Source organism: Blastopirellula retiformator (assembly GCF_007859755.1).
GTDB lineage: Bacteria > Planctomycetota > Planctomycetia > Pirellulales > Pirellulaceae > Blastopirellula > Blastopirellula retiformator.
In genome coordinates this window covers 513587-537741 of record NZ_SJPF01000001.1, presented here as the reverse complement: position 1 = coordinate 537741, position 24155 = coordinate 513587, and the positions used below count along the sequence as shown (strand labels likewise).

General features: G+C 58.1%; 16 protein-coding genes and 1 pseudogene. 9 read left to right on the top strand and 8 right to left on the bottom strand.

Annotated features, from left to right (window positions below):
* Positions 1-251: 251 nt before the first annotated feature.
* Complete coding sequence (locus Enr8_RS02260; RefSeq protein ID WP_146428994.1) at positions 252-1406, top strand: hypothetical protein; 1155 nt, start codon at positions 252-254, stop codon at positions 1404-1406.
* Positions 1407-1555: 149 nt separating this feature from the next.
* Here Enr8_RS02260 and Enr8_RS02255 read toward each other — a convergent pair whose 3' ends face one another.
* Complete coding sequence (locus tag Enr8_RS02255; RefSeq protein WP_146428993.1) at positions 1556-2542, bottom strand: DUF368 domain-containing protein; 987 nt, start codon at positions 2540-2542, stop codon at positions 1556-1558.
* Positions 2543-2820: 278 nt separating this feature from the next.
* On the opposite strand from Enr8_RS02255, the gene ispE reads away from it, so the two are divergent.
* Together ispE and Enr8_RS02245 are read left to right on the top strand one after the other, a co-directional pair.
* Positions 2821-3771, top strand: coding sequence for a 4-(cytidine 5'-diphospho)-2-C-methyl-D-erythritol kinase (gene ispE, locus Enr8_RS02250; RefSeq protein WP_146428992.1), 951 nt, complete (start codon positions 2821-2823; stop codon positions 3769-3771).
* Positions 3772-4003: 232 nt separating this feature from the next.
* On the top strand, positions 4004-4609 hold the full coding sequence (locus Enr8_RS02245) for a SpoVG family protein (RefSeq protein ID WP_146428991.1): 606 nt from the start codon (positions 4004-4006) through the stop codon (positions 4607-4609).
* Between the two features lie 131 nt (positions 4610-4740).
* Here Enr8_RS02245 and Enr8_RS02240 read toward each other — a convergent pair whose 3' ends face one another.
* Positions 4741-5799, bottom strand: a complete 1059-nt coding sequence (locus Enr8_RS02240) for an HD domain-containing protein (protein ID WP_315851741.1) — start codon at positions 5797-5799, stop codon at positions 4741-4743.
* 654 nt (positions 5800-6453) lie between these two features.
* On the opposite strand from Enr8_RS02240, the gene Enr8_RS02235 reads away from it, so the two are divergent.
* Positions 6454-7308, top strand: a complete 855-nt coding sequence (locus Enr8_RS02235; RefSeq protein ID WP_146429944.1) for a fumarylacetoacetate hydrolase family protein — start codon at positions 6454-6456, stop codon at positions 7306-7308.
* A 200-nt stretch (positions 7309-7508) separates the two neighbouring features.
* Positions 7509-9095 (top strand): aldehyde dehydrogenase (NADP(+)), encoded by a 1587-nt coding sequence (locus tag Enr8_RS02230; RefSeq protein ID WP_146428989.1) that lies wholly within the window; start codon positions 7509-7511, stop codon positions 9093-9095.
* Positions 9096-9166: 71 nt separating this feature from the next.
* On the opposite strand, the gene Enr8_RS02225 is transcribed toward Enr8_RS02230, so the two are convergent.
* A complete protein-coding gene (locus Enr8_RS02225) occupies positions 9167-9583 on the bottom strand; it encodes a hypothetical protein (protein WP_146428988.1) in 417 nt (138 codons plus the stop codon).
* Between the two features lie 45 nt (positions 9584-9628).
* Positions 9629-10534 carry a DUF1559 domain-containing protein gene (locus tag Enr8_RS02220; RefSeq protein WP_146428987.1) on the bottom strand — a complete coding sequence of 302 codons (906 nt, stop codon included), beginning with the start codon at positions 10532-10534 and terminating at the stop codon, positions 9629-9631.
* A gap of 377 nt (positions 10535-10911) precedes the next feature.
* Between Enr8_RS02220 and Enr8_RS02215 the strand changes: the two genes are divergently transcribed.
* Positions 10912-11733 carry a hypothetical protein gene (locus tag Enr8_RS02215; protein WP_146428986.1) on the top strand — a complete coding sequence of 274 codons (822 nt, stop codon included), beginning with the start codon at positions 10912-10914 and terminating at the stop codon, positions 11731-11733.
* 1 nt (position 11734) lies between these two features.
* Here the strand turns inward: Enr8_RS02215 and Enr8_RS02210 are convergent, their stop codons facing one another.
* Entirely contained in the window at positions 11735-13024 is a 1290-nt protein-coding gene (locus Enr8_RS02210) for an IS256 family transposase (protein WP_246119915.1), read from the bottom strand.
* 428 nt (positions 13025-13452) lie between these two features.
* Between Enr8_RS02210 and Enr8_RS02205 the strand changes: the two genes are divergently transcribed.
* Together Enr8_RS02205 and Enr8_RS02200 are read left to right on the top strand one after the other, a co-directional pair.
* Positions 13453-15423 (top strand): GMC oxidoreductase, encoded by a 1971-nt coding sequence (locus tag Enr8_RS02205; protein WP_186767388.1) that lies wholly within the window; start codon positions 13453-13455, stop codon positions 15421-15423.
* Between the two features lie 69 nt (positions 15424-15492).
* Positions 15493-15966, top strand: a complete 474-nt coding sequence (locus tag Enr8_RS02200) for a hypothetical protein (protein WP_146428984.1) — start codon at positions 15493-15495, stop codon at positions 15964-15966.
* Between the two features lie 266 nt (positions 15967-16232).
* Here Enr8_RS02200 and Enr8_RS02195 read toward each other — a convergent pair.
* A pseudogene (locus tag Enr8_RS02195) lies at positions 16233-17395 on the bottom strand (ISAs1 family transposase).
* The gene (locus tag Enr8_RS26540) at positions 17298-17786 is read right to left on the bottom strand and encodes a response regulator (RefSeq protein ID WP_146428983.1); all 489 of its coding nucleotides are present in this window, start codon (positions 17784-17786) and stop codon (positions 17298-17300) included. The pseudogene Enr8_RS02195 and the gene Enr8_RS26540 overlap by 98 nt, the downstream one beginning before the upstream one ends.
* 683 nt (positions 17787-18469) lie before the next feature.
* Between Enr8_RS26540 and Enr8_RS02185 the strand changes: the two genes are divergently transcribed.
* Entirely contained in the window at positions 18470-21796 is a 3327-nt protein-coding gene (locus Enr8_RS02185) for an aminotransferase class I/II-fold pyridoxal phosphate-dependent enzyme (protein ID WP_146428982.1), read from the top strand.
* Here the strand turns inward: Enr8_RS02185 and Enr8_RS02180 are convergent.
* The gene (locus tag Enr8_RS02180) at positions 21793-24042 is read right to left on the bottom strand and encodes an efflux RND transporter permease subunit (RefSeq protein ID WP_186767386.1); all 2250 of its coding nucleotides are present in this window, start codon (positions 24040-24042) and stop codon (positions 21793-21795) included. The two genes, Enr8_RS02185 and Enr8_RS02180, sit on opposite strands and share 4 nt — an antisense overlap.
* Positions 24043-24155 lie beyond the last annotated feature (113 nt).

Sequence of the window (24155 nt, the reverse complement as noted above, 5' to 3'; positions counted from 1 at the left end):
ACAGCATGTACTCGCCATCACGCGTTGCCGTCAATATCAAGTCGCAATTCTTTGCAACTGAGGAGATTCGCCTTGTCGCTGGTCTCGAAATTCCCTACAACCCCCGCTGCGGCATACTTGGCACTTCCTAAAGCGACAACTTAAACCGCGTGGGCAATTTAACTGGCAATTCGATTTGGGCTCGCTTCGCGATTCCTGGAGCGCTCGCGCTACTCTTGTGCGCCGTGGCTAGCGCTCAGGAACTAAAACGCTTGCCCCCGGTCGAACCGGCGGACGCTGAGACGCAAGCCGTCTTTAACATGCCGACCGAGCCGCCGTTCCGCTTCAATACCACGCCGATCAGCTTCGAGTCGCAACAACCGTTGCCATCTCCACCAGAGACGCCCGAGGTCGTGCCGATCGGACCGCCGATCAAAATCGCACCGATCGAACAACAACAGCCTTGGGAAGACTGGGGCGCCTATCAGATCCCGCTCAACGGCTGCAGCACGTGCGGCGAGTGTCGCTGCGAACCATGCACGGCGACGACCCGCGCTGGCCGCTTCCTTTGGCTAATTCAGCATGCGGTATGCTGTACCGATCCTTGTTACGAACCAGCCTGGCGTCCGCTGGAAGACTCGGCGTTCTTCGTCAACTCGGCCCGGCCGCAGGGGACGATGCGATTTCGCTGGGACGCCGGCTTTGGGCTTTCGACGCCCGACCGCGCTGAATTCTTTTGGGCGAAGCCTGGCAGAGGTCCTTCGCCAACAGGGGTCTACGTTCCTGACGTCGACTACATGACCCTCTATCAATACACCGAGACCGGCGGCAAAAAGTTTTCCGCTACCTTCGAATATAAGTACATGGAAGTCGATCCAGAGGGTGCGCCGCATGGCGCCGGCTTTGGCGACATGACGATCGGCACCAAGACGCTGTTGTTTGACAACGGCTTGTTTCAGGTCGCCTTCCTGATGAAAACGCACATGCCGGCCGGTCGCGTTTCGCGCGGTCTCGGCACCGGGCACGTATCGCTCGAACCAATCGTCGTGGTCGGCATTCACGTGGCGGCCGAGTCGTATCTGCAAATTGAAGTCGGCGAATGGATCCCGATCGCGGCCGATCCAACCTATGGCGGCTCGATCTTGCACATGGCGACCAGCTTCAATCACACGCTCGCTTATCCGGCGCCCAGTTCGCCGCTGATCGGCACGCTGGAATTGGATACCTGGTCGTTCCAAGCAGGCGCCTATACCAACTCGTTGGGCCAGGCTACCAGCGCAAGCGGCGCGATGTACGCCCAAACTTCGGCCGGCATTCGTTGGTTTATCTGCAAAGACTACGACGTCGGCGCGTCGCTGGCGACCGGCGTCACCAATCAACACTGGGCCGACTTCCTCTTCCGGACCGACTTTCGCGTGCGGTTCTAAAACTAGCCCAACGCGCGAGCAAGGGAATGCGTTTGCCAGCGGACTCGGCCAGCAAGAGTTGAAGCGAGCCTCGTCGCAAAGCGTCTCCGCGAACCGATCGATCCGACCGCATTTCCCTCGCTTGCGTTTCCGGCTACTATCGGAATCGTTTACTCAACTGGCTCGTGGACCGCTTCGTCGATCTTATTGTTAGCGCCGGTCAAATAGTCGGCGCCGCAGACAGCCACCGCAGCCAATATCGCCAGCGCCACGCAGCCCAGCAGGCCGCCGATCGAAGGAAGTCCGAGAAACGCCGCCTCGTCGCGCCATGGCCACAACGCCCGCAAGGCGCCGATCATGAACCCGCACATCAGAGCCATCGTCTGCGGTTCATAGCAATGCAGCAGCCACCGCAGCACTTTGCTGAACGAGAGAATGCCGATGACGCAACCAACCGCGAATACGGCGAATTGCACCACGTCGGCGCTTACCGCTTCTCCCTTCAACAGCGCTTTCGGAATCCCGCTGAGAAAGTGGTACATCCCTAGGATTAACAACAGGTACGAACCGCTAATCCCCGGCAAGATCATCGCACAAATGGCGATCATTCCGCAGACGAACGTAAACCACAGCGGCGGGGCCTCGTGGACGTCGGGAAAGACCTGCGGTCCGGTCAGCGCGAACGCGATCGCCGCCCCCAGCAGGCCGAGCGCCCAACAGATCGCCTGACTTCGCTTGGTCGGCGGATCGATCAACTTCATCACCAGCCAGCTCGACGCGACAATCGCGCCGAAGAAGACGGCGTAGGTATAAGGTCGGGCTGGACTCTCCGGCTCAATCAATTCGTGAATCAACAGAATGAACGTCCCGAGGCCAAACAAGATGCCGCCGCCCAGGGCGATCAGAAAGAACAGATCGGTACGACGCGCAAGCTCGCGCCACTTTCGCGCGAACAAGAGCTTTACCGATTGGGCGTCAAAGTGACTGATGGCGGCGACCAGTCGGCGATAGATCCCCAGCACCAGCGCAACCGTTCCGCCAGAAACGCCCGGGATCGCGTCCGCCGCGCCCATCACAAACCCACAGCCGATGTGCCGCAGGGCAGCTTTCGGTCCGGCAGGAGGAGCGGTATTCGGTTCGGGCGGCGCTTGGTTCATGTCGGTAAGCTTGGGGTAACGATCAGGCTGGACATTTCGCGAAAACGAGGGAAGTCTGCGAGGATTGTAGAAAACAATGACTTTCCCCCATAGGCGAGTCTGACCGCCAAGGGTGAGCGAATTCGCTTGACCGCCGCATTTTAGGGCCTTACATTGCTGGAATCTGATCCCCAAATAGCGGCTTATCGCCGTAACTATAGCTTCGTATTTGTCCGCCTGTCCCTTCTATTTCACTAGTTAAAGGCCTTGCTGGTCACGTCCTGGCAAGTACTACAGGGATGTTTCTTAAGCGATCGGCAGAATCGATCACCGTCCATTCGCCTGCGAAGTTAAATTTGTTCCTTGAGCTGCTGGCGAAGCGGAGCGATGGTTTTCACGAGTTGGAAACTATCATGACTGCGATCGACGTCTTCGACACGCTCCGTTTTACGGCGACTGATGACGCACAACTGACGCTCAGTTGTCAGTTTGCACCAGGCGCTGTCGCCGCGGCCAATCGCGATGAGGTCGATGCGACGCTGGGCGACTTGCCGACCGGGCCGACCAATTTGGTCTATCGTGCGGTCGAACTGATTCGCAAAGAGGCGGGCATCGAGCGGGGAGCGAAGATCGAACTGACCAAACGAATTCCGGCCGCTTCAGGCCTGGGAGGCGCTTCGAGCGATGCGGCGGCCGCCTTGGTGGCGGCCGACATCGTTTGGAAACTTGGCATGTCGCGCAGCAAACTGGCCGAGTTGGCCGCTCAGTTGGGCAGCGATATCCCCTTCTTCCTCCATACCGGACTACTGGGCAATGGCATGGCCCATTGCCAGGGGCGCGGCGAAATCATCACCCCACTCCCCAGCATGCGGCGGATGCACTTTGTGGTTATCCGCCCCCTAGGCGGCTTGTCGACCGCCGACGTCTTCCGGCGGTGCACGATCCCGGCTAGCCCGTTGGCGGCCCGCGATTTGAGCGCTTCGCTACAGTCCGGGTCGATCGCCGATATTGGACAACGCATCCACAACCGTTTAAGTGAGCCATCGCGAGAATTATCGCCCGAGATTGATCGGTTGACCAAGAGCATGGTGCAGGCGGGCGCCATATCCAGCCAAATGTCAGGCAGCGGCAGCGCTTGTTTTGCGCTTTGCCACGATGCACGACATGCCCGCAATGTTGCGGCGAAGTTAAAGAGTCGACGCCTGGGCGTTGTGTTTACCGCCAGCAACTGCGGCGTACAGTGGAATTAGTGAGATAGAAAACTAGCGACGCGATGACCAACTAACGGCTACGTAGAAACAGGACAACGACAGCGAGAAACCCAGCGGCGAACAAACCTGGCGAGCAACAGAGCGGGAATTCGACGAATCAATCGGAACTAAACGCAATTCGAGGCGACGCGGAATTCGTAGCGAAGAAACGCCCAGCTACTTCGGACGCGAGTCAGCGATCAGCGCGACTGCCAACATGGAGAGATACGCTGTGAACATCACCGAAGTTCGTATCAAACTCATGGAAGACGCCAGCGACCGTCTGCGTGGATTTTGTTCGATCACGTTTGACGACGCTTTCGTCGTGCGCGACCTGAAAATCATCGAAGGCTCTAGCGGCCCGTTCGTCGCCATGCCGAGCCGCAAGCTGACCGCCCATTGCCCGCAATGCGGCGGCAAGAATCATCTTCGCGCAGGATACTGCAACAACTGCGGCTTTCGGCTGCGCGTCGCGCCGGCCGAACGAACGGCCGACGGACGCGCCAAACTTTACGCCGATATCGCGCATCCGATCAACTCGGAGTGTCGCGAGATGATCCAGAACCGCGTTATCGAAGAGTACGAAAAGGAAGTCGAACACGCCAAGCAGCCGGGCTACCGCTCGCGTTACGACGACTACTACGGCGACGCCGGCGAAGAATACTACGAAGAGGATTCGTTCGACGACGGTCAAGGGCAACGGTCGAAGTCGGAAAGCCCGTCGCAAGACCAGGCCCATCCGCCGCAGCCCAAACCGTCGGGGCCGCACCAATCGAACTCCTCCACTTCACAGCCCCAACGGAAACGCAAGTTCGGCCAGGGCATCTTTGAAGACTAGCTGCCTGTTGAAAAATGCCATCGTGGCATTTTTCAACCTCGCCAGGCTCAAAGCATAGCTCTTCGCGGCTCGCAAAATAACGACTTACGTCGTTATTTTGGGATCGCATCCGTGCGATCACGCAGTTTCGGTTACCAATCGCCGCACTCGCGGGCTAGATCTCGCAGGTAGTCGATCACCTCGCTGACCTCCATCACCTGCATGCCGATCTGACGACCGCCTTCGTCGCACTTACCAAGCGCGACAAGATCGTCAAAGTCTTCCGACTGCTGCAAACGACGCTTGGCCCGCGCCCCAAGCGAACCGTCAAATAGCGCATGCGCCTCCATATGATGCTCAATCAACCAGCGAGTTCGCTCGGTGATCGTATCGCCGAGCGCATCGAGCCCCGCCGCCACATGATCACGCGGATCAATCCCTTTACCCACGTCATGCAACAGCGCCGCCAGCAGAAAGTCTTCGTCATAGGGAGACTCGCGGCGAGCCAGTTCAAAGACTTGCAGGCTGTGGTACAGCGCGTCTCCTTCGGGATGGTAGTACGGGTTTTGCTTCACGTATTCCAGCGGCAATAACAACATCTCGTAGTGCAGAAAGCGATCGACGCGATTCTCAGCAGCGGCTAACTCCTCCGCGGCGTCGACATTCGGATATTCCTGTTCCAGAAACTGCTCTAGTTCGCGAATGCTCATCCGCTCAATCGCCTTTCCGGTGATCGAACTCTTAAACACGAAGTGCGCTTTGTCGCCGGGATAGACGGTCAGTTCGATCGGATAAACGTCCTGGATGTGGACATGGATATAGACCTGGTTTTCGCCCGCCTTGCGGACCTCTTTCCGCTCGATATCGAAAAACATCCCCTCGCGCTCGAGCGTCGCTGCAATCGGCTCGACGCTGTCCGAGAAGACGTGGATGTCGATATCCGATCCGCGGCGGACATGTCCGGTCAGCACGCTGCCGATCAGCCGCGGCCGAAAATTGGCGAGCAGCTTCATGATGTGGAGCGCGGCGAAACGCATCTCCCGCAGGTTATCGAGTCGCGAGTCTCCTTCAAACATCCGGGCCAGCGATTGCACTTCGTCCCGGATTTCGGCGTTGCTTGGCAGATCGGCCGGTTTTACCCAGCCGCGACAGAGACGCCGGGCCGCTTTTAGCTTGGCCCGATAATATTCCGATTCTTGACGTTGATACATCAAGCGCGCAGCTTGACTGGCGATTTGACGCCGCAGCTTGGAGGAATCCATGAGCAAGGGGCCGACGAATTTGATATTCGCCTAAACGTCGGCAACAAGGCGATAGTAGAAAAATCAGAGACAACCGCGGCCGAGAAAACCGCAGCTTCTCTCTGTCCTATCGTATGCCGACAGACCCTGTCCGAGAAGACCAAGCAATTGGAAAGTCGGGGAACGTTATCCACGAAAAATCGAAAAACGGGCGGCGTCGCACCGCGCCGTACCGGCAATCCAGCGCCCTCTCCCGACAACCGAACTACCGGACGGCAACGGTGCGCACGTCAGCCACGATTGGTTGCCACACCAAAGTTTGTAATGAAGAGACCGCAGGCGGTCCAGAACGACTTTGCAGCAAAACGTATGCCCAGGCCTCAACGGGAGGTGGCCATTTTGTGACCTCCTGGCCTAACCTGCCCTATGGTCTAGAGTTAACCTCGCTCGACAGCCACTCAAAGGCAGGGCCGCCGTGAGATGTCGAGCGACAATCGGACGCGGAAAGCAGGGTTTGCCCAAATCGCTCGCAAGGCGCTGCAGAAGGTTTTTGCAGCGATCGACCTGCGGTAAGATGGGGACTTCCCCCATCTTCACTACCCGATGACGCGATCTCCCCCATTTATGAAAATCGTCAAATATCTCGACGCGGCGAATACGCCGAGGACGGGCCTGTGGGAAGGCGACGTGATTCGTCCCCTCACGCTGTCACTTTTTCCGCTGTTGGAAATGACCGACCCGGTCGAAGTCGCCCGTACCCACATTTCGACCGACTGCGAAGCGATCCCGCTGAACAGCGTGACGCTGCTCCCCCCGATCGACCAGCAGGAAGTCTGGGCGGCCGGGGTCACCTACACCCGCAGCAAAGCGGCTCGGATGGAAGAATCGGAGGCCGCCGCCGACTGCTACGACCGGGTCTACGTTTCCCCCCGGCCCGAGCTGTTCATGAAAGCGACGCCCCATCGCGTTAGCGGCCCGGAACACCCCCTGCGAATCCGCGAAGACTCGAAGTGGAACGTCCCCGAGCCGGAACTCGGCCTGGTGCTCAACTCCCAACTTCAGTTGGTCGGCTATGTCGTCGGTAACGACATGAGCAGCCGCGACATCGAAGGAGACAACCCGCTTTACTTGCCGCAGGCGAAAGTCTACGACCAATGTTGCGGACTCGGCCCTTGCGTGGTGCTGCGAGAGAGTTTCGACGACGAGTTTGCAAAGCTGTCCGACATCGCGATCGACCTGACGGTTCGCCGCGGCGGCCAAGCCGCATTCACCGGATCGACCAACGTCGGCGAGATGGCCCGTTCGTTTGAAGATCTGATCGGGTACCTTGGCCGTGACAACAGCTTCCCGCAGGGCGCCATCCTGTTGACCGGCACCGGGATTATTCCCGACAGCGAGTTCACGCTGCTGCCAGGCGACATCGTCGAGATCACGATCGCCGGCATCGGAACGCTCCGCAACCCGATCGTGCAGGGATAACCTGCCCTGAGCTCGCTTGTTCGGCGTTCACAACCCAAACCGTAGATCGTCGAGATTTCGTCGATAATTACTTACGGCGAAATCGCCGGCGATCGCCAATGGCGCCGCAGTCGCACCAGCGCGAAAGAGTTAAGCTGAACGGTTTCGCTTGCGGCGGCCCCAACCACGATTACCCCCACTAACACCCAGAGCTTTAGCTTATGTCTGATATTCAGCCCGTCTTGATCGCCGGCCAGTGGAAAGCGGCCGACTCCAGCGATACCTTTCAAGCCGATAACCCCGCCACCAAACAACCGCTGGCGCCCCACTACCCGGTCAGCAATTGGAGCGACGTCGACGCCGCTCTTTCGGCCGCCGCTGAAGCATCGACCGCCCTGGCACAACTGCCGCCTGAGAAAATCGCCGCGTTTCTGGTCCGCTTCGCCGAGTTGATCGAAGCCAACGCCGACGCTCTGTGCGAAATCGCCAACGCCGAAAGCGGCCTGCCGATCAGCCCACGGCTAAAAGACGTGGAACTTCCGCGGACCTCCAATCAGCTGCGCGCCGCCGCCGCCGCCGCGATCGAGCGTTCCTGGAAACAGGCGACCATCGACACCAAGACCAACATCCGCGCTTACTCTGGCTCGCTGGGCCCGGTCTGCGTCTTCGGCCCCAACAACTTTCCGTTCGCCTTTGGCAGCGCCAGCGGCGGCGACTTTGCCGCAGCGATTGCGGCCGGCAATGCGGTAATCGCCAAAGCGAATCCCTCCTGCCCCGGCACGACGCAGTTGATGGCGAAGCTCGCCTTCCAAGCCGTTGAAGAAACCGATCTGCCCCCCGCCACCGTGCAGCTCTTCTTCCACTGCAGCTATGACGACGGCGTGAAACTTGTTTCCGATCCGCGGATCGGCGCCACCGCTTACACCGGCAGTCGCCGCGCCGGCCTGGTCCTTAAGGAAGCGGCCGATAAGCATGGCAAGCCGATCTACTTGGAACTGTCGAGCGTCAATCCAGTTGTGATCATGCCCGGCGCCTTGAAAGAACGGGGCGACAAACTGGCTGACGAGTTCAGCGGCAGTTGCCTGATGGGCGCCGGTCAGTTCTGTACAAACCCTGGCCTGGTGTTGGTGATCGACAACGAAGAAACCCAGAAGTTTATCGCCGATTCGGCCGCCAAGTTTAGCGCTGCTCCGGTCGGCACGCTGTTGTCCAAGAACGTCGAAACCGGCCTGACTGTCGCCCTGCAGACGCTGAAAGAAGCGGGCGCACAACAACTTGCCGGCGGTGACGCTGGCGCCGGTACCGGCTACAGCCACGCCAACACGCTGCTGAAAGTGGACGCCGGCAAATTCCTGACCGAGCCCGAGCTGTTCCAGACCGAAGCGTTCGGCAACGCCTCGCTGATCGTCGTCGCCAAGGACCTGGGCGAAGCGATCGCGGTCATCGACTCGCTGGAAGGCAACCTGACCGGCTGCGTCTACAGCGATACGCAAGGTTCTGACGACGCCGCCTACGCCGAATTGGAACCGCACCTGCGCGTCAAAGTGGGTCGCCTGTTGAACGACAAGATGCCGACCGGCGTCGCTGTGAGCCCGGCGATGAACCACGGCGGCCCCTTCCCGGCGACTGGCCATCCTGCGTTCACTGCGGTCGGCATTCCGGCGGCGCTGGTCCGCTTCGGTATGCTGCAGTGCTACGACAACGTCCGTCCGGCTCGCCTGCCGGTCGAACTGCAGGACAAGAACCCGACCGGCAAGACGTGGCGGTTGATCGATGGAACTTGGACGACCGACGACGTCGCCTCGTAGTTGAGCGAACAAGAAACGCAAAGGGACCGCTTCGATAGCGGTCCCTTGTTCGTTTCGAATAGTGCTGGCGGCTACTTCCGGCTCAGCTCGACGACGATATCATTTGGCCCCGGCTCAACCGTCACCTTCAGGTCCGACGATTCGTACCTTCGATACCTATCAGGATAAGGCGCTCGCACGACCGGCCCGCCATCGGTGGTCGCCGGATTGAGGACAATCACTTGGTGCTCCCCCAGCACGGCGCCATCCAGCTCTTCAAACGTCGTCAGCTGGAACGTGCCGTCCGGCTCGATCTTGCCATGGGCGTTGATCGTGGCGCCATCTTCGCCGATGGTACGAAACTCGACGATGCCGCGCTGCACCGGCGTTCCGTCCGACAGCTGGACTTTGCCATTCACGGGATGCGTTTTCGATTCGGCTGCGCACCCAATCGCAAGCGTAACGGCCGTCAGTAGATACAGACAGCCGGTAAAGTTCGAACGTTTCATGCTAAACGCTAAGCTCCCAAGGCGCTCGCTTTGCCTGGCAAGCGATTAGAAATCGACGCTGATCACCTCGCCATCCTTGCGATTGGCAAGATAGCCGAGGTTGGTGGTGTCGATGTTGTTCGCAATCGAGCGAACGCTGGCGTCTCCCAACACAAAGTTCGTCACGCCCGGATGAAAGCTGCCAAAGACCAGCTTTTCGACGCCAGAGACCGTATCCTGGGGACCTTTCGCCAACGGATAGCCTGGCCCGGCCGCCCGCATCGTCGTGTAAGCCCAACCGCTGAGAACCGGCCCGTCGCCGCCGGCCGTTTCGCTCAACAGATTCGTCTGGCGAATATGCTTTTCGCCGATGGCGATCGTGTTGGTCAGACCATCGGTGACCGCCGCCATGTTCGTCAGCGACTTATAATTGCTGGCGTTCCCGTCAGCGATGATCAACATGCCGGTCGAAGTTGTCCGCCGCAATCGCGAGTCGTCTCCTGAGTCGCCATCGCACGACGCGTAATCCCAAACGGCGCCCTTGTCATTGGCGTTGGTCCCATTGATCGTTTCCAGCGTCGTCGTTAAATCGCCAACGCTATGCCGGCTGGGGCAAACGTAGCCAGGGATCGCCGTTTGTTGAGCCGCCGCCGCTTGGCCAGCGTAGTTGGTGGTCAGAGTGAGCGAATCATAGAGATTGTTCTGCTCCATGAATGGCAGTAGCATCGCCGACCAGCCGAGGTAACCATACGCGACGCGACTCGGCGGAAATTCGCCGTACGTGTCGTGGAAGTTGTGCAGCGACAGTCCCACCTGCTTGAGGTTGTTCAGGCACTGCGTCCGGCGAGCCGCTTCGCGGGCCTGCTGAACGGCGGGTAGCAACAAGGCGATCAAGACGCCGATGATGGCGATTACCACCAACAGTTCGACCAGCGTAAACCCTACGCGCGGTCGGAGATTCGAATGAGACATGGGGAGCTTTCGGAACAGCTACAAGGGATGAGGCGAAACATACCCGCAAGAATGGAATAACGGGAAGCCCTCTTACTTTATCGAATTCGTGGCCATTCGCAATTGTTTTCCAGTTTTTTCTACAGCCGTTGGAACTGGACCTAGGTTTTGGTGCGTTTCGTCGCCCCAATCAATCAGGTTTGATTACTCTGGCGGAGCCGCGCAAAGTTCAAAAGATTCAAGGACTTGGACCTTTCCACTCACTTGGCTTCTATGCGGAAAAATCGACTTTCGATCGCCGATTGCGCGACATTGCAGGCCGAGATGACATTTCTCTCGAATCGCTGTACCGCGATACGATCGCTAACCGAGCCTTGCAGATTCTCTTCAGGCGTTTAATGGCAACCGCGCGAAGCGGCGAACATTTCGTTCAAGAGGGAGTACTGGACGGAATCTGCATTCGCTTGCTGAACCTCGCCGACGTGCGGCCGCCTAATTCGATCAGCGACCGCCGACTTTCCCCGCAGTCGATCTCTCGCGTGATCGAATTCATCAACGAGCACTACAACACCGACCTCAATCGCAAACGCCTTGCCGAGGTTGCCGAGTTTGAAAAACTAGCGTTCGAGCGATACCACCTTGAAATGGCGCTCTGGGAGGAAGGTGGCGACTATTACTCGACCGCCAAACGAGCCTTTCAGGGAACCGATGAGGAGTTTAGCGCCGCTTGGAAGGAGAAAATAAAGCCCGAGTGGGAGGCGGCGCCAGCCCAGACGAAACGCAAAGACCGCATGTCGGAAATCGGCGAGCTATTGCCGAAATACCTCGATCCCGATAATGCCAGCCCCCGCCACATTGATCATGGATATGTCTGGTTCTACCAGGGCAAGCCGCGCATGATCAACGAAGAAACCTCGGACAGCAAGCCTGCGCTGAACACCGACGATTCCGAGTCGAAAATCACGGCGCTGGTCTCCGCACAAAGCCCGACCGAAGAAAATCCGATCGAGTGGGGCGTGCGCGTTATTACGACCGAGTCAGGAGAAAACGTGAGCGTCGCCTGCGAGCTTGGCGTTCGAATGGCGCCAGGCTTCCACATTGGCCCGATACCGGCGGAAGCGAAATTCGAGATGCCGACGAAAATCGACATCGAATTCCCCTCCCCCTTCTCTGCCTGGCTGGCGGAGCTATTGTCAAATGTCGTGTTCTTGAATGATTGAACTAGGCGGCCTTACCCTGCAGGATTCCGTCTTGGAAGGAACGTCCTTCCAGTACGAGGGAGAGCTTTTCGCAGCAGTTCAATCGCCTCCATTTCTTCGCGGCCGATTGGGCCAGCTTGAACATCATCGTTAGGCTTGCTCGCCGGGTTCCGTTGCCTTTCGTGCGGCGATGACGTAGGCGAATCGTGGCGAACGTTGATTCAATGGGGTTGGTTGTTCGCAGGTGGCCCCAGTGTTCGGCCGGGAAGTCGTAGAACGTCAGCAGCACGTCGCGATCTTTCCGCAGGCACTCGCAAGCCGCGGAATACTTCGCCTTGTATTTTTCCAGGAACTCGTCGAACGACTTCTCCGCAGTTTGCTTCGTTTCCGCCTGCCAGATTTCGTGTAAGTCGGCTTTCGCTTTCGGCTGCACGCTCTTCGGCAACTTGTTCAACACGTTCGCCGTCTTGTGAACCCAGCAGCGTTGCTCTTGCGTTTCGGGAAAGACTTTCCGCAGCGCCGCCCAAAAGCCGAGCGCGCCGTCGCCGACCGCGATCTTCGGAGCCATCGCCAGGCCGCGTTGCTTCAAGTCAATCAGCAGTTCATGCCAGCTCTGTTCGCTCTCGCGATAGCCATCGAGCACCGCGATCAATTCTTTTTGGCCATCGGCGGTCGCTCCCATCAGCACCAGCAGGCACTGTTTTTTGTTGGCGTCGTCTTCCAACCGCACCTTGGCGTGAATGCCGTCGGCCCAGACGTAAACGTAGTGCTTGTCCGATAAATCACGCTTGCTCCACTCGTCATATTCTGCGCCCCATTGCTCTTTCAACCGAACGACGACGTTGGCGCTGAGGCCTGCGGCCTTCTCGCCAACCAGCGACTGCAACGCTTCACCGAAGTCACCGGTCGAAACCCCTTTGAGATAGAGCCACGGAATCAATTCTTCGATCGCCGCCGTCTTCCGCAAGTAAGTTGGCAGCACGCTCGGCGTGAATGAGACTCGCTGCTGGGGATCGGTCGTGTTGTCACGAACGCGTCCTTGCGTGACCGGAATTGCACCTGCACCCGTCAAAATCTCACGCTGCGGCAGGCTGCCGTTCTTGATCACCAATCGCCTCCCTTGCTCATCGCGTCGATCCTGGTGCTGAGCCACGAAGGCGTCGATCGCCGCCTGCAGCATGCGTCTGGCTCCTTCCCGGACAAGCTCATCGAGCGGACTCTTCTGGTCCGAAAAAGCCGCAAGAGAAATCGTTGCGGAATTATCTTGTTCGCCTACTGGCGTGGCTTGGTCGTCGGTCTTAATCTTGATCATGGCGTATCCTTGTGCCCGCGTTGGGCCGTTCGAAGTGTGATGACATCAACAGGATGCGCCGCTTTTTTCAATCATTCAAGAACACGACATTTGACAATAGCTCAACCTCTTCGTAACAATACTCTCTTTTGGGATTGGCGGAACTCGTTGTGATTTGTTTCAGCGGAAGTGGGGCAATCCAGATTCTGTTGCGGCGCTCGGAGCAGTGGAAACCCTCTTCGAACTTCAGGGCCCAAAGACCTCACGCGTCGGTCGTTTTCGAAGAGGGGAGTTGGCTGAGCCGTTCAACTGTCTGATAATCTCGCCAGTGAGGGAAACTTCCCCAGACAAGATCAGAAATCGTATCAGCCTGCAATGAATCCGTCGCGAGGTAGCAAATGGCCTTATACCCATATCACAGCGGTATGCCCGAGAATCTTCAGGGCCCCTTGGACCTTCAAGAAGCTTCCAAGATCGCGTCGGAAGCCGCGTTGCCCCCGAAGGGCAATCCAGCCTTTGCGGAATCCGCTCGCCTTGCCTATCTGGCCAACGAGGCGGCGTTCGTCACAACGTCTCGAACGTCACCTGCACTAGGACCCACGTTCTGGTTGCATTTTCATACAGATCGTTGGCGCCCGAATCACCGCGTCACAATACGCACGGCTGAGGCGGGTTGGGCGCGCGACCTGCTGGGCCTGTACCGGTATGGTGCGTGGCACTTCGAATTGCCCAAGTCGGCTTTCCCCCGTGGCATCGTCATGAAGTTCCTGCTCGATGGCGACCATTGGATGGTCGAGAATAACAAGTCTCTAGACCCTGACAACAATCATCATTTTATGGAAGAGGATGTCACCTTTTCGTCAACCGAAACGCGCTTCCGAATACCCTACGATAACTTTGTCTCAGAGGCAGCCCAAGGTCGAGAGTACCCAGTAGTCGGCAACACGAACGAAGAGATTCATTACGAAGTCATCATCATAGGGTCTGGCATGGGAGGCGGGATTCTCGCCGACGCCCTTTCCGATAAAGGAGTCAAGACGCTGGTGTTGGACGCCGGAGGCGTCGCATATCCGTCGCATATCAACAATCTGCCCGGCGACTGGGTGAGCCTGCCGGGCAAGCACCAAGTGAACAATTTCGAAAACAAGGACGGATCAGAACTCTTGGGCGGCGTGCAAATGAGTCTGGGCGGACGTTCCGTCTTTTGGTCAGGACTCATCCCGCGGATGCGCGACTGGGAACTATCCTCTTGGCCTTCGGTCATTCGCAATTACCTCACCCACAACGGTTATGATCAGGCGGAGCGATTGATGCGCAAGCGGCAATCGATGGGAGAGTTTCAGAATCAATTGCTTGACGACTTGAGCGGCAATTTCCCGGATTTTCTGTGCAAAGACCTTCCTCGATCCCGTCATCAGCCGAACCTGAAACCAGACAACCAGCTTGACGACGTGCTGGAGACGCCCACAGGCGTCTTTTCGTCAGCCGACTTGCTCCTCGACTCGCTGGCGTTCGAAGGAAAAGCCGGTCGAGACAATCTGACGGTCAATCTAAACCACTTGGTCACGGAAATCGAAACGGAGAACGGTCGCGCGAAGGCCGTCATTTGTCAGGACCTGGCTGGGAATCGTCGGCGCCGCTATACGGCCGATCGCATCGTGCTAAGCGCCGGCTCGTTAGAGAGCCCGCGGCTCGCGCTGCAGAGCAACTTGAACGACCCGAATGGAAAAATCGGCCGGGGACTGACTGACCATCCCGCCTACTTCTCGCATGGGGGCGAGGACTTCGGGTACAACATTCCAAGTCATCTTCCCAATGGCGCCCCTCATCCATTTGGCGATCCAAATCTGCACGCGAAGGTTCTTATGCAGCACAAGCAGGCGGATAGCCAGTCGCATTCGTTCAACGTGGAGATTCTTCTAAATGGCTGGTTTTGGGACCTGCGGCACTCGGACGACGACGTCCGACGCCAACGTCTAAGCAGCAACGCTCAATCGGAGATCAAATTTACGTTCATCTTTGCCAGCGATCTCAACGACGCCAACTGGGTTCAAATTCAGAGCGCTGATCAGCGATTGGCTGTCAAAGTTGCTCGGAATCCAGCAGGCGAACAGTATTTCGACGAGTGCAAGCAACTTCGCAATCGCCTGCTCGATTTCTTCCGCGTGCCGGGAGTTGATCCGGATTCCGGCCTCGGAAACGGCAACCAGGGCACGCCGCATCATGCGGGAGGTACGCTACGCATGAGCGACGACGGAACCGGTGTTGTGAACACGGACCTGAAGTTTGAGGCCTACGAGAACATTTACGCCTGCGATAACTCCGTGTTTCCGGCGATTCCGTGCGCCAATCCGTCGCTAACGCTCGGCGCACTAGCGCTCCGACTTGCAGATCACTTAGCGCAGCAGGTACATGCTTGAGCAACCGCAATAGGCGTTTCCTTCCGCAATCTTCCATTCCCAGTTAATCACACTCGGTCAGAACGCATTATGTTGCCCTCCAATGCAGATTTTCTCAGCTCATTGCAGATTATGGCGATTGACGCCGGACCGTCAGTTTCGCTCGTCGAAAAGCAACTCCTGTTGGCCCTCGTACGACTATACTTTGGGCCGGCTCAGGAGAGCGGCGCCGTGCAGGATGTATCCAGCCCCGACTCGTTGCGGCATATCGGAGAACTGATTCATGCGCCAAACGAACGGTTTGACCAACTGGAACGTCAGACGTCGCTTCCCGACGGCTTCTTTGCACGTACCAGCACGGAACCCGTGCAGCCGACATTCTTCGTCGCGACACAGGACAACGGCGAGCAGCCGGAGAGCTTCCACATCTACGAAAGGTCGAGAAACCTCTCCATCTACGTCGGCCCCGATTTCCTTCACGGTCAGGCTTCGAAAACGGTCGTAAACTGTCTAGTCCTCAACGAAACGTTTCTGCCAACGTCGTCACATACGCTGCGTATATGATCTGCAGCAGCTTATTAATGTCGCAACAACACTCTATCCTGAGACTTGCGAGATTGTTGAAGCACAGAAGCTCGGCGAGCTCGATCCGGCCATTTCCAAATCGCCGAACGACGTATGGCAACATACAATAAACAAGCGTGTCTCGTATCGGGGTTCATCCGTTTACTTCTTCGAACAGCCAGAACTAGTCCAGCCACAGGCTGGACTGTTGAGTGTCGACGCGGCAAAATAATCCGTGATCTACGAACACCCACGGCCATCGCAAACTAACCCCCTTGCCCCACAAGCACTTCCGTCAGGAAGTCGGGACTCCAGCCGCACAGGCGGCGTTTCATGACCAGACTTTGCTTGCCGGGATGCTGCTTATATAAGGACAATGCGAAGCGTCTGAGCCAGGCTAAATTGTCGGCCGCTTGGCGGCTTCTTAGACGCGACTCGTCTTCGCGGAACGTCATGTCGAGCGACCAGTGCATCGACTCGATCGCCCAGTGTTTCCGGATCACGCGAGCCAGTTGCTGCACCCCCATTCGCAGGCTTGTCAGAAAGTATCGCACGTCGAACGTTTCGACTCCCTTTTCCATCGTCATGCGAATTGCGACGCCGATCGTTCGCAGGCCGACCCAACCGCCCGAGCCAGGCAGATCCTTGGGAACCGCGAACTGATAATAGGTGCGATGATCTTGTCGCCCGTGACTTTCTTCCTGCTCTTCAAACTTCCGCACGTTGATCCGCGCGAAGTCGTCGGCGAAGTGCTCTTCGAAGTAACTTTTGATCGCCGCGTGAATCCGTTGATGATTTCCCTTGAGGCTGAAGACGAAGTCCGCTTCATTGTTAATCAGCTGGCGGGCGATCTCTTTTTGGCAGCCCATCGCATCGATGCTGACGATCGCGCGACGCACTTCGATACGGCGCAAAAGCTCGGGAATCGCCGTGATTTCGTTGCTCTTCTCGTCGGTCGCTTGTTGGCCGATCGCTAGTCCACGCTCGGTCGCCCAGGCGCTGACGACATGCAGCGGCCCCAGATTCTCTTGCCGGCGTGCGAACGCCGCAGCGTCTTACCGTCGATCGCCAGGTGCTCGCGAGGGGCGTCGTCCGCGTCGTTGACTGCGACTCGCAACGACGCTAACCACGCTTCAAAACATTCTTGAAACGCGTCCGGCTTCAGCGATTGCAGCACGCGCCCGATCGTGTCGTGCGACGGAACGCCGCAGTCTTCGCCGAGGTGCTCGGCGAGCCAGTCTTCGTTCGCCTCTGCCCACCATTCGATCTCCGTCGGTCCATTCGCGCCGGCGATCACAGCGCACATCGAAATCAAAATGACGTTCGTCAACTTATGCCGCCGATTCACATGCGACCGGGCGTCGTCGAGCGACGTAAAATATTTCGCCAACTCGCGCAGTTCCGCCTCGGCGACAACCCGCTTCGTGATCCGCTTTTTCCTGCCGCTCTTCGCCACGCCGATCTCCCGCTGAGAAGTGTTCAGATGGAGAACGATTGTCGCAAAGATTCGCTTGCCGCGCTAGGCTAAATTGCCTAGAGTGCGCGATAGCCGTGGGCCCGATGGCCCCGGTCAGCATGATCACGCTGATTCCGCCATCGTCTCCTTTGATCTTCTTCAACAGATCGAGGCCGGTCATCTGCGGCATTTCGAGATCGGAAACGAGAATTCGGCAGCCGGTTTCTTCGAGAACTTCCGGGACGCGGGTTGGATCGTCGACCGAGGCGACCTCAAAATCGAGCTCCGAGAGAAGGTCACGCACCTTTTCGAGGATCACTCTCGAATCGTCCACATGCACGATACTTCGCTTTGCCAGTCCCATCGCACGACGCTCTCTACTGCGCTTTTTTTCTGAGATGCGAGTTGATGTGCCTGCCCACCAACCGCACTTCGCTTGCCCCCACAACAAAACATTAGCTTGCAAACTTCAAGCCAGCAACTTCGCAAGTGGGTTTTAGGAAAAACCATAAAAACTTGCTGTGACGCGGCAGCTGGCTCGCGATATCAGAGACTTCCAAAATCCCCTCTGCAAAGCTATTGGATGAAAAAATAAGGGCGGTAAAATCGACATCGGTGGAATTGAAATTCGCCGCATGAATCCTCCCGCTAAGTCGCGCTAGAATCGCCTTCCTGGTCCCACTGGCTCGCAATAAGGGTGGGTTCTACCCGACAAAGTACGCGATACCGCATTCCCCTCGGCCTGCGAAACCGGAGACGCAACAGGCGGCAGACTGAGCGATTTTTCGTGCAAAATCGGTAACGGTTTGCTGCTTTACTGCGATGCGTTGCGCGGCCTCAATCCCCTCCCACTCTGCGCACTAATTGCATGTCAACAACGGTTACCCCCACCAATTCCGGGTTGTAGAGGATTGCTAACTCGCTGGCATTGGGTATTGTGGTTGTAATAGGGACTGTAGATATCTTGGGTAATTTGACTTCTAGGTATATCGGCATCCATCCAGTTGATTCCCCGCATCTTCGTGCCGCTACCATTGAAGGTAACCGATGAAGAAACCCGCTACCCTCCTCGAAGCGCTCCGCAAACACGTCGATTCGCATGGAGATAAGACCGCATTCACATTTCTGAAGTCGGACGAAGAGACGATTTCGATCAGCTTTCGCGAGCTTGACGCGAGCGCTCAACAGATCGCACGGCGCCTGCTGACGGTCGCCCGACCAGGCGATCGCGCATTGCTGATGTACCAGGCCGGCATCACCTTTATCGAAGCCTTCCTAGGATGCCTGTACGCGGGCATCGTCGCCGTCCCGGCGTACCCCCCCAAAAGGAACCGGAACGCCGATCGGATTTTGACGATTGCGCAAGACTGCACGCCCAAGCTGCTCCTCTGCTCGACGGAGACCCGGCAGAACGTCGAAGGGGTGATCGCTAAATCGGTCCCGGGCGCTTCCCTTGTCGTCACCGACCAGTTGCCCGATGGCGACAACGTCGAACTGCCGGAACTACGCCCCGACCAATTGGCGTTCCTGCAATACACGTCAGGCTCGACGGCGAGTCCGAAAGGAGTGATGGTGACGCATGGCAACATCGTCGCCAACGAACTGCTGATTCAGAAATACTTCCAGTTTTCGCTCGAGACGGTGATGGTCTCATGGCTGCCAATGTTCCATGACATGGGACTGATCGGCGGCATCCTCGGTCCGTTGTTCGTCGGCGCACCATCGATCTTGATGGCGCCCAATACGTTCCTCCGCGATCCGATGAAATGGCTCGAGACCGTCTCAAAGTACAAGGCGACCGTGACCGGCGCCCCCAACTTCGCCTACGAGCTGTGCGCAAAACGCATCACTTTGGAGGAAAAGCGAACGCTTGATCTCTCATCGCTAAACGTCGCGTTCAATGGTTCGGAACCGGTGCGTGCCGAAACGCTGGAACGTTTCACCCGCGAATTCGCCGAGTGCGGCTTTCATCCCGACGCGTTCTTCCCTTGCTACGGCATGGCGGAGACGACGCTGCTGGTCTCAGGCGGTCCTCCTTTGAGCAAGACCGAGGTCGTCACGGTCGATCTCGCGCAGTTGGAACAGCACCGCATTATCGAAACGCCGGCAGGTCGTCCGCTGGTTAGCTGTGGCCAGATTGGTCCCGATTTAGAAGTCCGGATCGTCAATCCGGAAACTTCGGTCGCATGCGGCGAGAATGAAGTAGGCGAGATCTGGGCGCATGGCGATAGCGTCGCCAGCGGCTATTGGCAACGCGCCGAAGCGTCGCTCCATGGTTTTCAAGCCAAGCTGGCCGGCGATGATCGCAACTGGCTGCGAACCGGCGACTACGGCTTTATTCGCAACGAAACGCTGTACGTCACTGGCCGCTTGAAAGACTTGATCATCATTCGCGGTCGCAACATCTATCCGCAGGATATTGAAGAGTTGGTCGAACGACGCTTCGACGCCATTCAGCCCAATTGCTGCGCCGCGTTTTCGGTCGAATCCGCCGGCGAAGAAAAACTGCTGGTCGTCGCGGCCGGATCGCGTGAGATGGTTCGCTGGTCGAACTCTCCGCATGGCCCCAATGGCGAACTGGTCGAATTGAATCATCAGATCGATGGTCTCCGCAGCGACATCCTGAATCAATTTGAAGTATCGCTGACCGATCTCGTCTTCGTACGCCCGACGACGTTCCCGACTACCTCCAGCGGTAAGGTTCAGCGTCAATTGACGAAACGCTTGTTTGAAGGAGGTCAATTCGAGATCCTCTTCGAGTCCGAAGTGCGAACGCCGGAAACGGTCGAAACTTCGTTGTCAGGCTCCGAGGAACTGACCTCCCTGATCTGCGAGACGCTGAAGGAATGGTCGGTCGATGAGGAACAACGTCTGCCGCCGCTGGACGGACACACGACGTTCACCTCGCTGGGGATCGACTCGCTGGCCGCGGCCGATATTGGTACGCGACTCGAGAAAAAACTAGGCTGCGCGATCGAAGCCGACACGCTTTACGATCATCACACCATTGATGAGCTGAGCCAGTTCCTTAGCCGTCGCGTCCCGGGCGTTTCGAAGGCATGCGATAAATGCGGTCCGCTGTCGCAGGAAGACTACCTCGACTTTTACAAAGAGAAGATCAAGCGGATTCAGCATTTTCGTGACGCCGGCCACGACTACTTCGGCACGCCGATCGCTCATCAGCAGGGTAGCTACGTTCATGTCGGCGATCGCAAGATGCTGATGATGGCGTCGTATAGCTACCTGGGTTTGATCAATCGCCCCGAGATCAATCAGGCGGCCGAAGAAGCGATTCAATCGTACGGCACCGGCGCCCATGGCGTGCGGTTGTTGGCCGGCACCTTCGACGCTCACCGCGAGCTGGAAAAGGAAATCGCCGACTTCTTCCATTCCGACGACGCGATCGTCTACAGCAGCGGCTTCATGACCAACCTGGCGACCATCGCCGCACTGGTCGGCAAGGGAGACGTCGTGCTGGGCGACGAATTGAATCACGCCAGCATCGTTGACGGCTGTCAGTTCTCGGCGGCCACCTTCGAGCTGTTCCCCCACAATGACTTGCAGGCGCTCGAAGCGCAGCTGAAGCGGCACACCGGCAAACGGATCCTGGTCGTCGTCGACGCCGTCTATTCGATGGAAGGGGATATTGCTCCCCTGCCGGAGATCGTGCAACTATGCCGCAAGTTCGGCGCCATGCTGATGGTGGACGAAGCCCACAGTCTTGGCGTGATTGGCGAGACCGGCCGCGGCATCCAGGAACACTTCGACCTGCCTGACGACGCCATCGACATCAAGATGGGCACGCTCTCGAAGTCGATCGCCAGTTGCGGCGGTTTCATCGCCGCCCGACAAGAGATCATCGACTACCTGAAGTGCAACGCCCGCGGCTTCATCTTCTCGGCCTCGCTGCCGGCCGCCCAGGTTGGCGCCGCGCGGAAGTGCTTCGAGATCATCCGGAAAGAACCGGACCTGGCGGGGCACTTGCGGAAGCTGCGCGATCAGTTCGTCAACGGCCTCCGCGAGCTAGGCTACGAAGTCCCGGCGACGGAATCGGCGGTCGTGCCGATCATCTTCCCGACCGAACAGGAAACGCTGGAAGCGACCGGATATTGCCGCGACAACGGCCTGTTCGTCGTTCCGGTCTTCTATCCGGCGGTGCCGATGGACAAACCGCGGATCCGCGCCACGGTGACCGCGTCGCTGACGGAAGATGACGTCGACGCCGCGTTGAGCGTCTTCCAGTCGCTGGCGATCGCCCGCGAGCAAAAGGAGGCCGGTAGGAAGGCGCCGGCGAACGGCGCTTGTCAAAATGGTCGCCCGAAGTATTGCGATCGCAAGCTGGCGGCCGACGAAGCGGTGCGTCCGACGCGCTAGTCGCCGTCGGACGTCGCAGGAAAACTCGCCTGGCCCTGGTCGCCAGGCGAATCTCGATCGGTGACCGGAAACGTGTAGAGCAGCGCCGGCAGCAGCAGCAAGTCGCAGACCAGCGCGATCGCCAGCGAGAGAATCAACACCAACGAAAACCGGGCCATCACCAGCAGCGTCTGGTTCAAGAATGCCGCCAGCCCAACCGCCGCGATCAAGGTGGTGGCCAACATCGCGCGCGAGCATTGCGAATAGGCGGTGCGGATTGCGCTGTATTTGATCTTGCCTGTCTTTCCGCCGCGAGAGGATATCTCTTCCGTCCGCAGCATGAAGTGAGTTGTGTCGTCCACCGCAATTCCCAGGGCGATGCAACCCGCGATCGCAATGCCGATGTCGATCGGCTGACCATACAGGCCAATCGCGCCATACAAGCAAATTGCAGGAAAGCAGTTCGGGATCATCGACAACACGCCCAGGGTCAGCGATCGCAGCACGAGGATCATCAGCGGACAGATCACCGCGAACGCCAAGAGGTAGTTGTAGAACAGATCGGCCATCAGCTTGCTTTGGGCGACATGATACAGCAGGCCAACGCCAGTTTGTCGAATCTGGAACTCCCCTGGCGAGAAGCTATCGGCCAGCTCCGCCTGCGCCACTTGACCAACGACATCACGCAGCGCGAAGAAGTCGACATTGTCGCCAAGCGGAAAACGAATGCTGACTCGCCACGTTTCGCTCTCCGCTTCGGCCTCGGTTGTCCCCAGCGACAAGTAGGACGTTTCGACCAGTGGCTGACGCATTTCGGCCAGGCGGCGACGATAGACGACGCGGGCGCTGACGCCGGCGAACCCGCGACGCTGGGGCTCTGGAGGAAGCCAGGCGGCAGCCGACAGCGTGGCGTCGACTTCCGGCAGGCGTTCCAGCACCATCTGCAAGCGGCGCATCGCCGCGGCCCGCTCGGCAAACTCCGCAGGCTTGGGATCGGCAAACACGATCAGGAGTTCGGTCTGGTCAATCGGACCGATCTTTTCCTCGAACTGGGCGACCTCTTGAATCACCGTATTGTGGGTCCCAAACATCTCTTCGACTTTCAGCCCACTTTGCAACCGCAGCAAGCCGCCGGCGGTAACGGCCAATGTCGCCATAAACGCGCCGAACACAATCCGCGGGTGCGAAGCGGTCCAATCGTGCATATGCACCAACGACATTCCGGCGCGCGGAATCGCGATTGCGTCCGCGATCAGTTGCAATGCCCAGGGAGCGAACGCCAACTGCCAGAAGACGGAGGTCACGACGCCGACAGCGCAGAAGAACCCAAACTCGCGAATCGCCTGGTATTCGCTATGACTGAGCGACAACATGCTGACTGCGGTCGTCAGCGCCGAAAAGAGACATGGCTTCCAGCCGAGCCGTAGCGCCGTTGTGGCGATCTGCTCTTGATCGGCGCCGCGGGCATAATTGACCAGATGCAGCGTCCCCGACACCGTCAGGATAAAGGTGAGCGCCGGGATCGCCGACGTCAGCCCGCCCCACATGTGACCGGTCAAGGTAACAAAGGCGATACTGTTGCCGGCCGCAATGCCGCTAGTTAGAAAGATTACCGTCACCAGCCGCAAGTCGCGTAAGAAGAACCAGGCCGCCACCGTCGCCAGTAAACAACATGGAAGCAGCGCCTCGACCAGATTCTTGCGAATCAGACGATCTCCCTCCGCCGAAATCGCCGGATACCCGACGACCAACACGTCGGTCGCGTCGGGTCCGACCCCAGCACGGACCGTTTCGTTCACAAACTCGACCGATTTCAACCGGCTGGTCATTCCTTTTTTGGTCAGGATAATCGCGATGCAGGTCTGATCCTGTTCACCAAAAAAGAAGGCCTGAAACCGCTCTCGAATTGCGTCGGCATCTTCGTAGGCCGCCGCGTCTTCGATCAGGTCGCCGCCAGAGACGGTGCGGGCGATCAGCCCCAGATCGTCCTCCTGCTGCAGACGTCGCTGAACCAGCGTCAGCCGAGGATCCTCGACCGTACAGCCATCCCACGTCGCCACCAGAAAGTCGTCGACGCCAAACTGCGCCACCAGTTCCTCGTACAGATCCCGCTCCTCGGAATGATCGGGAAGCCATTGCATGACGTCCTCGATATTCGTCTTGATCTGCAGGATGCCGATCAGACTAATCCCAGCGCCGATCAGCAGCTGAACAAGCACAACGGCGACCAGTTTTACAGATCCGGTTCTGCCGTTATCTTCAGACATAGAAATTAATATGGGAAACGCTAGGGGGGAAAACGACAAAGCAGAAAGGCCTTCTGTTTGTAGCATTTCCCTCCGACCGGAACAAACTCCCCAAAACCCGCTTCCCTCTATCG

Coding starts and splice junctions, on each gene's coding strand:
- Enr8_RS02255 (WP_146428993.1), bottom strand. CDS start 2,542: ATGAACCAAGCGCCGCCCGAACCGAATACCGCTCCTCCTGCCGGACCG.
- ispE (WP_146428992.1), top strand. CDS start 2,821: ATGTTTCTTAAGCGATCGGCAGAATCGATCACCGTCCATTCGCCTGCG.
- Enr8_RS02240 (WP_315851741.1), bottom strand. CDS start 5,799: ATGTATCAACGTCAAGAATCGGAATATTATCGGGCCAAGCTAAAAGCG.
- Enr8_RS02235 (WP_146429944.1), top strand. CDS start 6,454: ATGAAAATCGTCAAATATCTCGACGCGGCGAATACGCCGAGGACGGGC.
- Enr8_RS02230 (WP_146428989.1), top strand. CDS start 7,509: ATGTCTGATATTCAGCCCGTCTTGATCGCCGGCCAGTGGAAAGCGGCC.
- Enr8_RS02225 (WP_146428988.1), bottom strand. CDS start 9,583: ATGAAACGTTCGAACTTTACCGGCTGTCTGTATCTACTGACGGCCGTT.
- Enr8_RS02220 (WP_146428987.1), bottom strand. CDS start 10,534: ATGTCTCATTCGAATCTCCGACCGCGCGTAGGGTTTACGCTGGTCGAA.
- Enr8_RS02215 (WP_146428986.1), top strand. CDS start 10,912: ATGGCAACCGCGCGAAGCGGCGAACATTTCGTTCAAGAGGGAGTACTG.
- Enr8_RS02210 (WP_246119915.1), bottom strand. CDS start 13,024: ATGATCAAGATTAAGACCGACGACCAAGCCACGCCAGTAGGCGAACAA.
- Enr8_RS02200 (WP_146428984.1), top strand. CDS start 15,493: ATGTTGCCCTCCAATGCAGATTTTCTCAGCTCATTGCAGATTATGGCG.
- Enr8_RS26540 (WP_146428983.1), bottom strand. CDS start 17,786: ATGGGACTGGCAAAGCGAAGTATCGTGCATGTGGACGATTCGAGAGTG.
- Enr8_RS02185 (WP_146428982.1), top strand. CDS start 18,470: ATGAAGAAACCCGCTACCCTCCTCGAAGCGCTCCGCAAACACGTCGAT.
- Enr8_RS02180 (WP_186767386.1), bottom strand. CDS start 24,042: ATGTCTGAAGATAACGGCAGAACCGGATCTGTAAAACTGGTCGCCGTT.